This window comes from Verminephrobacter aporrectodeae subsp. tuberculatae At4 (assembly GCF_000193225.1).
GTDB lineage: Bacteria > Pseudomonadota > Gammaproteobacteria > Burkholderiales > Burkholderiaceae_C > Acidovorax > Acidovorax aporrectodeae.
The window spans coordinates 1-8,644 of record NZ_AFAL01000144.1; the positions used below are offsets into that span (position 1 = coordinate 1).

Sequence of the window (8,644 nt, forward strand, 5' to 3'; positions counted from 1 at the left end):
CGCGGCGCACCGCTTGTGCATGGCGGCGCGCAGCGCCTGCTCCAGCCGGCTGCCGTCCGCCGCCCCCGTGGCCGAAGGAAAGACGAACCAGCTCCACCACCACGTCCCCGGAGAAGCCGGCCAGGGCCGGGGCGTAGACGGCGGCGTCCGACGCGTACACCAGGCACGGCTCCAGCGCCGACAGCATGCCGTGCAGGCGGCTGCGGTCCTGCGCGCGCAGGTACTCGAGATCGAGCAGGGCGTGATCCCGACGTGCATGGTCGCGAACACGCTTGGCCGTCTCAAAACCATGTCCGCAGGCAGCCTTTCAGCATGTCAAATCCCCCGCGCCGATTCGCCAAGGTCCGCAATTCCAGGCAGGGTTGGCATGGCGAGCGCATGGTATGGGGTCTGCTCGCATCCCCGGTGTTCGTCCGCAGTGGCGCCGATTCCGGGATTTTTTTCGTAACTGCTTGGCTTGGCCTCTCTGCGTAAACCATAATTTCTGATGCAATAGTTACCCAGTTCCAACGCAATCAGCCACTCCCCAAGAGGGCTGATTTTGCTTGATGAGCCGGGGGGCTTGGGGTTGGGCACACCCCCTTTTTTTCATAGTCCATAACGGGAGAACCTGATGGGAACACGCTTTAGCCGCCGCGCAGCGGATGGCACTGTCGAGCACTACGACGACAAGGAGTCGCTGGAAGCGGCCCAGAAGAAAGAGCGCTCAGGCTGGTACGGATTCTTCGGTCTGCTGATCGGCGGCGTGCTGACCTACTACGCGCTGTCGCGTTTCGGCGCGGACTGGCCGAAATGGCTGCGCTTTGGCCTCGTGGTCGTCGGCTCCGGTGGCATGGCCTACGTGCTGACCAAGCTCGGCGACGTAATCCTGTTCCTGTTCTTTGCCTTCGTGCTGCTCTGCATCCTCTTCGGCATTGGCGCGGCAATCTGGGAATCCATGTGAACCCGTCCCCAACATCACCCCCTCCACCACACGACCCCCTGTCGTTCAGCACAACAACCCGGGCGCATCCGCTTGGGCCTTGGAATCCCCCCTTCAGGACTCGGCGCTAAAGCCGATTTTCTTGACCAGCGGCCCCCAGCGCTCGAACTCCACCTGCTGGGAAGCGAGCATCTCGGCCGGGGTCGAACCCTTGGCGATCAGTCCGACGACGGCCAAGCTGTCCGCGACGGACTTCTCCTTGATGGCGGCGTTGATCGCCACGCTGGCGGCCGCGACGACGCTGGTCGGCGTCTTGATCGGGGCGTAGAAACCAAACCACTCCTCGACGGTCAACCCGGCAAAGCCCTGCTCCGCAAAGGTCGGCACTTCGGGCGAAAACGGGGAACGCGCCTTGCCCGAGGTGGCCAGCAGCCGCAGCCTGCCGACCTTGTGGTTCGGGATGAAGTCCCCGCTGGGCGCGACCATGGCCGTGACCTGCCCGCCCACCAGGTCGGTCACGCCGGGGATGGAGCCGCGATACGGCACGTGCCTGAGTTCGACCCCGCTGTCCAGACCGAGCAGGGCGCCGATGAAGTGCGTGCTCGATCCGGCTGCGGGCGATCCATAGTTGGCCTGCCCCGGGTTCGCCTTGGCCCAGGCCAGGAAGTCCTTGACCGTCTTCACGGAAGCGGGCACCAGCGGGCCCACGGCCAGCCCGTGGTGCATGATCGCGCCGATGGACACGGGCGCGAAATCCTTCACCGGGTCGTAGCTCAGCTTGCTGTAAATATGGGGATAGATCGTGGTGCACGAGAACGGCGCCAGCACGAGTGCCGTGCCGTCCGCGGGAGCGCCCTTGAGCACTTCCAACGCGATCCTTCCGCTCGCGCCGGGCTTGTTCTCCACCACCGCCGAATTGCGCGTGTAGGCGGAGCCCGCGAGCTTTTCGCCGACCCTGCGCGCCACGCTGTCGCCGGCGCTGCCCGCGGGAAAACCATAGAAGATCTTCACCTGCCCGATCGCCTGGGCCCGGGCGGCCAACGGGAACAAGGCCCCGAGCGCCGTGGCGCAGCCGGCCTGGTGCATGAATTGGCGGCGTGTGTGCATCATCCTTGTCTCCTGTTTGTGAATTATTGGGGCGGCGGGCACGGCCCTTGCACCTCGCGCAGCCGAAAGCGCTGAATCTTACCGGTCGCAGTCTTGGGCAGGCCGGTTACGAATTCGATGAAACGGGGGTACTTGTGCGGCGCCAGGCGCTCTTTCACAAAGGCTCTGAGTTCGTCCTGCGTCGCCGTCTGGCCGTCCTTGAGCACCACGAGCGCCTTTGGTTTGATGAGGCCGTCGGCGTCCTGCTTGCCGATTACCGCCGCCTCGAGCACCGCGGCGTGCTGCACCAGGGTCGCCTCGACCTCGACCGGTGAAACATACATGCCGCTGACTTTGAGCATGTCGTCGCTGCGCCCCGCGCAGGTGTAGTAGCCCTCGGCGTCGCGCAAGTAATGGACTGGGACCGGCTCGGGCAGATGCTCGCGCGCGAAGGGCGTCTGCATCTGGAGACATACTGAGCCGTGCCAGTGCCCCGCGAATAGCGGCACAACGGTGTGCCATCGTGCGGGCCCATCCACGCCATGACATCTCCTCTGGCTCGCACCATGTCGCCAAATGGCGACAAGGCCCACGATCATGCCGGCCGGACGCCTGAAGGCGTGACGATTTATCTGAGAAACAGGGCTTAAGCGATTGATTCATATGGAATTTATTGCCATTGCAAGCCGTTCATCTTGCCCCATGGCAACATGAATTGCCGTCCACAAGCCGGCCAATTCCTTGCCCACGCAGTCCTTCTTGTCGCCAGATGGCGACATGAACAACGACCTGCTGGATGGACGCATGAAGCCGTGAAGGCTTATCCGAGAAAACAGGGATAACTGATTGATTCATATGGTATTTATTGCCATTGCAAGAGTTCATTTTGCCCCATGGCAACATGAACTACCTTCTGCAAATCGGTCAATCCCTTGTCAACCTGTCACCTCCTGTCGCCAAATAGTGACACAAAACCCCCGATTTGCCGGCTAAACCACAGGGATTGCAGCTGCTGATATCGAAGACGCGATCCAAGTCCTTGATATAAAACGGTTTTTACCACCTGGCACAGAATTTGCCCTAGGGGTGACATGCCAGTCGTGCGTATCCGTTTTCCGCGCTCCACCTGCCTCATCGCAGCGTCGGTGGTCAGGGCGTTGTTGCATGAATCGATTGGCTGGCCGTGATACCCATCATGCAATAACGCCATACGAAAGTACCGTCAATCATGTGTTCCAACAAAGGAGTCCGTCATGATAAAAACTTTGCTCACCCTCATGCTTCTGGTCGGCGCCCTGCTGACCGCCTGCGGAGACGGGGACGGCGTGCAGACGCAGCCGCCTGACGCAGCGTCCGCGCCCGAGCCCGCGCCCGTGGGAAGAATCGATCGTTCCGATGTGGGTCCGGCGCAAGTGATCTCTCTCTCGCTCAAGGAACTGGACCTTCCTGCGGGCGCCGACCAGGTCACGCCCTCGGGCGCCGTATCGGACGCCTTGCTCAAGGACGGACAACTGCGCTTTTCCACCCCCGGCGACACCGGCGAGGACCAGGAAGCGGCGTTCGAGATCAGGAGCGGCTCCACAACGTCGGTGCGCCATCTGTTGATCAGGTCACCGCGGCCGACTGCCGTAGAGACGTACGATCACACGCCTGACGAGTCCCCGCCGCTCCCGGAACTGACCATCGAGGGCCTGGGGCCAGACAACACACTGACCGGCGCCCCACTGACTTTCAGGGTAAAAGGATTGTCCGCGCCGGACCTGAAGGACTTCAGCAGAGGGTGGATCACCGATGGAAGAACCAGTACCATCTTGGTGACGTTGAAGGACTTCTGGTCTTTCAATCCGGAAGATTCCAGCCTTTCGATCTCGGGCCCGGCCATGCAGCGAATACTGGGCATGCTGCCAAAGGGCGATTTTGAGTTGGGACTGAACTTGAGTTCCAGCATGGCCAACGGCAAGAAGGGGTTTACGGCTGTCTATTACGCGCGGGTGATGAAGGCGGACGCGCGGCTGTCGGGCAAGCTGCTCTCGCAGCAGGGCGATCCCGTCAGCTCGCTGCGGGCCGCAAGGTTTTGCTCGAGGGGCTTCATACGCAGATGCGGGCCGTCGCCGTGCTGGACGCCAATGGCGCCTTTGCGTTCGAGCGCGTATTGCCCGATGTCTATTTTCTGACCTTGAGCGATCTGGACTATCCAAATGCCATCAGAACCAGTTTTCCGATCTACGAAGACAGCACGCAGGTCCAGGTCAGCATGGTGGTCCCGTCGGGCCTGGGGGTCGATACCGGCGCCAAGACAGCTGCGAAGCGAACGCATCCGGGTTCGCTGGATGCCAGGAGCAGCGTGACGCAAGACGGCAAGGGGCCCGCCGCACGCAGCATCCCCGCGACCAAGCGCTCGGCGCCATCGGCTCCGCTCTCCGCAGAGGGGATCGATCGCGCGGTCTTTAGCGCCACTGCGGTCGAGCAGGACCAACCCGTGAACAAGAAGATTGACTTCAAAGTGCCGGTCGGCACCGAGAGCGTCGGCGTCAAGATTACCGTGTTTGCCGAGGAATCTCTGTTCTACCCCGTAATGAGCATGGCCGAAATGAGGCAACTGGCCGAGAAACGTCTGCAATCCGGGGAGCGTCCACCAAAGAAAAGAAAGTACAACGATTCTTGGTCGTACTCTGTCGTGGGACTTCCGGACACCCAGCTTTCGGCCAGCGGGGTGGTAAGCGAAGTGCGTCATTATGATATCCAGGGCCGCATGACCAAGACCATGTGCGTAGACGTGGCCAAGCAGACCCAGAACGCTGCTCTGAGCATCAGCGGCAGCGTGGGCGCAACGAATATCGGCGACGACCTTCTGCCAATCACCACGACGGTCGAACTGACGCTGGAATGCAGAAAGCTCAAAAGTTCGTCGCCCAAAATCGAAGTCTCTTCGGCCAAATTCCTGTCGCCGAACAAGAATTCCCATCCGGTAATTTCCCCGAAAAACATTGGGGATGGGACCGAGGGCAATTTGGCCGGTCTCTACCTGTCAATCCCGAAAGGCAGCAGCGACAACACCAACACGATTCCGCTTGAAATCAAGTATTCGCCAGCCGATGCGAACATCACCGAAGTGAACTTGGGGATTAATGGGCTGATTTCGGGTAGCACGGGGGGCATTCCCCCGGCTTTTTCCACCGTCAATCTGTTGACGCAAAATCATACCAGCACGCCTGGCCAGATCAAGTTCCCTGGAATTTCTCTGCCCATCTTCCCTGATCAAGGGACCAGGGAAAGGGAAAAGGTGGCCATCACGGTCCGTCTCAAAGGCAGTGTAGGGGGCGTCGAGGTGCGTTCCGATCCCGCGGCGGGTGGCCGGGTCGCATTTTCTGATGGAAGGAATGAATTTAAGCCACTCTACCTTGCAGGAGAGGTTGAAGGCCTGTCCGGCCAACGCTATGGCCCGCGCGATAACGGTGGCGATTCGTGGGCTACCGCACGAACCATCGACAAGCTTCTCGCCAGCCCTTACCCCTTCAACGACATCAGCAGCCAGCATGTCACCCAAACCAGCGCCGGAGGTTCAATTCTCGATCATCAAGGCCACAGCGATGGCCAGCAGATCGACATGCGCTACGCCGACGGCCAAGGTGGCTATAGCGAAGCGCTGGGCGGGGCGAATAATGGCGAATACATCAAGCAACTGATCTACGCCGCCGCGTCCGAGGTGAAAAACAACATAACACCAAAACCAAAATTGAAAGCATTGCAAGATTGGATTCTCAAAAACCGTACCATGCTTGCGTTTGAGGCGCGTCATCAAAAAACCCGCATCATCTATATCGGAAACTCGTTCATCGAAGAGGCACTTGTCAAAGGGAAATTTCCATCCGACTCGGCCGCCAGGTCAGGCGATATTCCCGGATGGGGTGCATGGACGGACATGCCAGCGAAGGTCAGGCCCGCACCCAAGCACCTGCACCATTGGCACCTGAGCGTCTCGGACGAGAATGCCTGAGCGTACCGGCGCAACCGCAAGCGCGTTTTGTGCTCGCCGGGGCCGCTGCAATCCGGTAGCGGCCCCAACTAACTGGCCGTGATACCCATCATGCAATAACGCCATACGAAAGTACCGTCAATCATGTGTACCAAAGGAGTTCGTCATGATAAAAACTTTGCTCACCCTCATGCTTCTGGTCGGCGCCCTGCTGACCGCCTGCGGAGACGGGGACGGCGTGCAGACGCAGCCGCCTGACGCAGCGCCGCGCCCGAGCCCGCGCCTGTGGGAAGAATCGATCGTCTCGATGTTGGTCCGGCGCAAGTGATCTCTCTCTCGCTCAAGGAACTGGACCTTCCTGCGGGCGCCGACAAGGTCACGCCCTCGGGCGCCGTATCGGACGCCTTGCTCAAGGACGGGCAACTGCGCTTCCACCCCCGGCGACACCGGGGAGGATCAGGAAGCGGCGTTCGAGATCAGGAGTGGCGCCACCACGTCGGTGCGCCATCTGTTGCTCAGGTCCCCGCGGCCGACTGTCGTAGAGGCGTACGAGCACACGCCCGGCAAGTTCCCGCCGCGCCCGGAACTGACCGTCGAGGGCCTGGGGCCAGACAATGCACTGACCGGCGCCCCACTGACTTTCAGGGTGAAAGGATTGTCCGCGCCGGATCTGAAGGAGCGCAGCAGAGGGGAGATCGCCGTCTCCACCGCCGAAAGAGCTTATAACCTCTTGGTGAAGTTGGATGACTTCTGGTCTTTTAATCCGGAAGATTCCAGCCTTTCGATCTCGGGCCCGGCCATGCAGCAAATTCTGGGCATGCTGCCAAAGGGCGACTTTGAGTTGGCATTGAACTTGAGCTCCAGGGCCAACGGCAAAGAGTTTACGGCTGTCTATTACACGCGGGTGATGAAGGCGGACGCGCGGCTGTCGGGCAAGTTGCTCTCGCAGCAAGGCGATCCGGTCAGCTCGCTGGCGGGCCGCAAGGTTTTGCTTGAGGGGATTCATACGCGGATGCGGGCCGTCGCCGTGCTGGACGCCAATGGCGCTTTTGCGTTCGAGCGCGTATTGCCCGATGTCTATTTTCTGACCTTGAGCGACCTGGACTATCCAAATGCCATCAGAATCAGTTTTCCGATCTACGAAGACAGCACGCAGGTCCAAGTCTCCATGGTGGTTCCGCCGGGCCTGGGAGTCGATACCGGCGCCAAGACAGCCACAAAGCAAACGCCCCCGGGTTCGCTGGATGCCAGGAGCAGCGTGACGCAAGACGGCCAGGGCCCCACTGCACGCAGCATCCCCGCGACCAAGCGCTCGGCGCCATCGGCCCCACTCTCCGCAGAAGGGGTCAATCGCGCGGTCTTTAGCGCCACTGCGGTCGAGCAGGACCAACCCGTGAACAAGAAGATTGACTTCAAGGTGCCGGTCGGCACCGAGAGCGTCGGCGTCAAGATTACCGTGTTTTCCGAGGAGTCTCTGCTCAATCCCATATTGAGTGCGTCCGAAGTGGAGCAACTGATCAAGAAATATGAGCAATCCCGGGAGAGTCCCCCAGAGAAGAAAAAGTACAGCGATTCCTGGTCGTATTCTGTCGTGGGACTTCCAGACACAGACATCCAGCTTTCGGCCAGCGGTTTGGCAAACAAATTGGAGTACGATGCCCAGGGCCGAATGACCAAGACCATGTGCGTGGACGTGGCCGAGCAGACCCAGAACGCGGCGTTGAACATCAGCGGCAGCGTGGGCGCAACGAATATCGGAGACAAGCTTCTGCCAATCACCACGACGGTCGAACTGACGCTGGAATGCAGAAAGCCCAAAAGTTCATCCGCCAAAAGCGGACGTCCGCTTGACCAAGCTATCCGCCCAGCTTGAAAAGCAGCAGGACCACGAGAACCGACCCCCAGTTTGATCAGGCCATGCCCGCCAACACCCGGATCGGAGCCAGCGTCGCTTCGGGAACGTCGATGCCCAGGCTCTGCGCCCTGACCGCGAGATCGAAGCGCCGGTACCCCGGCACGCGCACGCCTGCGTCCAGCAGCATCGCCGACATCAACGCCTCCACCCGTGCGAAGTAGGTGACCGAACCGGACAGCGCCGACGGGTCCACAACGATGAACGCCTGACCCAGCTTGGGCCGATTGCCTTCCTTGACGAAGAAGGAATCGGCCTGCGCGCCAAACTGTGCACCGGTGAGCGAAGTGACCAGCAGTTCGACGATCAAAGCCAGCATCGCGCCCTTGGCGCCGCCCGCCGGCAGCATGGAGCCTTCCAGTCCCTTGGCGGGGTCGGTGGTCGGATTGCCTTGCGCGTCGAGCGCCCAACCCAACGGAATGGCTTCGCCCTTCTTCGCCGCGAGCATCAACTTGCCGCGCGCCACTTCGGACAAGGAAAGGTCCACGGTCACCGGCTTGGCGCCCTGGCGCGGGAACACCGCAGCAATCGGGTTGGTGCCGAAAAGCGCGCGCCTCCCGCCGGCGGCGGGCATGGCGGCCGGAGCGTTGCCAAAAGCCAGGCCGACCAGGCCCTCTGCGGCCACTGCCTCCAAGTGATGCGCAGCGACACCGAAATGGTGGCTGTTGGTGACGGCCCCGATGGCGATGCCGCAGGCCCTGGCGCGCGCAATGGCTTGCCCGACAGCGAGTTCGCAGGCCGCGAAGGC

Annotated in this window: 8 protein-coding genes and 1 pseudogene; 5 read left to right on the plus strand and 4 right to left on the minus strand. The window is 61.2% G+C overall.

All coding sequences use genetic code 11. The features are described from left to right. Positions 1-187, minus strand: a 187-nt coding sequence (locus VTU_RS34675; protein WP_010101526.1) for a hypothetical protein, incomplete at its 3' end; no start/stop codon positions are given. 426 nt (positions 188-613) lie between these two features. Between VTU_RS34675 and VTU_RS0105185 the strand changes: the two genes are divergently transcribed. Further along, positions 614-943, plus strand: coding sequence for a hypothetical protein (locus VTU_RS0105185; RefSeq protein WP_010101527.1), 330 nt, complete (start codon positions 614-616; stop codon positions 941-943). Positions 944-1,036: 93 nt separating this feature from the next. On the opposite strand, the gene VTU_RS0105190 is transcribed toward VTU_RS0105185, so the two are convergent. Then, on the minus strand, positions 1,037-2,029 hold the full coding sequence (locus VTU_RS0105190) for a Bug family tripartite tricarboxylate transporter substrate binding protein (RefSeq protein ID WP_010101529.1): 993 nt from the start codon (positions 2,027-2,029) through the stop codon (positions 1,037-1,039). Positions 2,030-2,052: 23 nt separating this feature from the next. Further along, positions 2,053-2,421: pseudogene (locus VTU_RS0105195) on the minus strand (AMP-binding enzyme); the annotation flags it as partial. Positions 2,422-3,285: 864 nt separating this feature from the next. Between VTU_RS0105195 and VTU_RS34680 the strand changes: the two are divergent. The 4 genes from VTU_RS34680 to VTU_RS25785 all read left to right on the plus strand — a co-directional run bounded on the left by VTU_RS34680 (position 3,286) and on the right by VTU_RS25785 (position 7,857). Then, on the plus strand, positions 3,286-4,182 hold the full coding sequence (locus tag VTU_RS34680; protein WP_236610638.1) for a hypothetical protein: 897 nt from the start codon (positions 3,286-3,288) through the stop codon (positions 4,180-4,182). Beyond that, positions 4,107-6,005 carry a hypothetical protein gene (locus tag VTU_RS34685; protein ID WP_029554130.1) on the plus strand — a complete coding sequence of 633 codons (1,899 nt, stop codon included), beginning with the start codon at positions 4,107-4,109 and terminating at the stop codon, positions 6,003-6,005. The genes VTU_RS34680 and VTU_RS34685 overlap by 76 nt, the downstream gene beginning before the upstream one ends. Positions 6,006-6,150: 145 nt before the next feature. After that, complete coding sequence (locus tag VTU_RS33455) at positions 6,151-6,312, plus strand: hypothetical protein (RefSeq protein WP_169315369.1); 162 nt, start codon at positions 6,151-6,153, stop codon at positions 6,310-6,312. A 171-nt stretch (positions 6,313-6,483) separates the two neighbouring features. Then, the gene (locus VTU_RS25785; RefSeq protein WP_040892091.1) at positions 6,484-7,857 is read left to right on the plus strand and encodes a hypothetical protein; all 1,374 of its coding nucleotides are present in this window, start codon (positions 6,484-6,486) and stop codon (positions 7,855-7,857) included. Positions 7,858-7,894: 37 nt separating this feature from the next. Here VTU_RS25785 and VTU_RS0105220 read toward each other — a convergent pair. Then, positions 7,895-8,644: Ldh family oxidoreductase (locus VTU_RS0105220; RefSeq protein ID WP_010101534.1), on the minus strand; the 750-nt coding region annotated here is incomplete at its 5' end.

Coding starts and splice junctions, on each gene's coding strand:
- VTU_RS0105185 (WP_010101527.1), top strand. CDS start 614: ATGGGAACACGCTTTAGCCGCCGCGCAGCGGATGGCACTGTCGAGCAC.
- VTU_RS0105190 (WP_010101529.1), bottom strand. CDS start 2,029: ATGCACACACGCCGCCAATTCATGCACCAGGCCGGCTGCGCCACGGCG.
- VTU_RS34680 (WP_236610638.1), top strand. CDS start 3,286: ATGCTTCTGGTCGGCGCCCTGCTGACCGCCTGCGGAGACGGGGACGGC.
- VTU_RS34685 (WP_029554130.1), top strand. CDS start 4,107: ATGCGGGCCGTCGCCGTGCTGGACGCCAATGGCGCCTTTGCGTTCGAG.
- VTU_RS33455 (WP_169315369.1), top strand. CDS start 6,151: ATGATAAAAACTTTGCTCACCCTCATGCTTCTGGTCGGCGCCCTGCTG.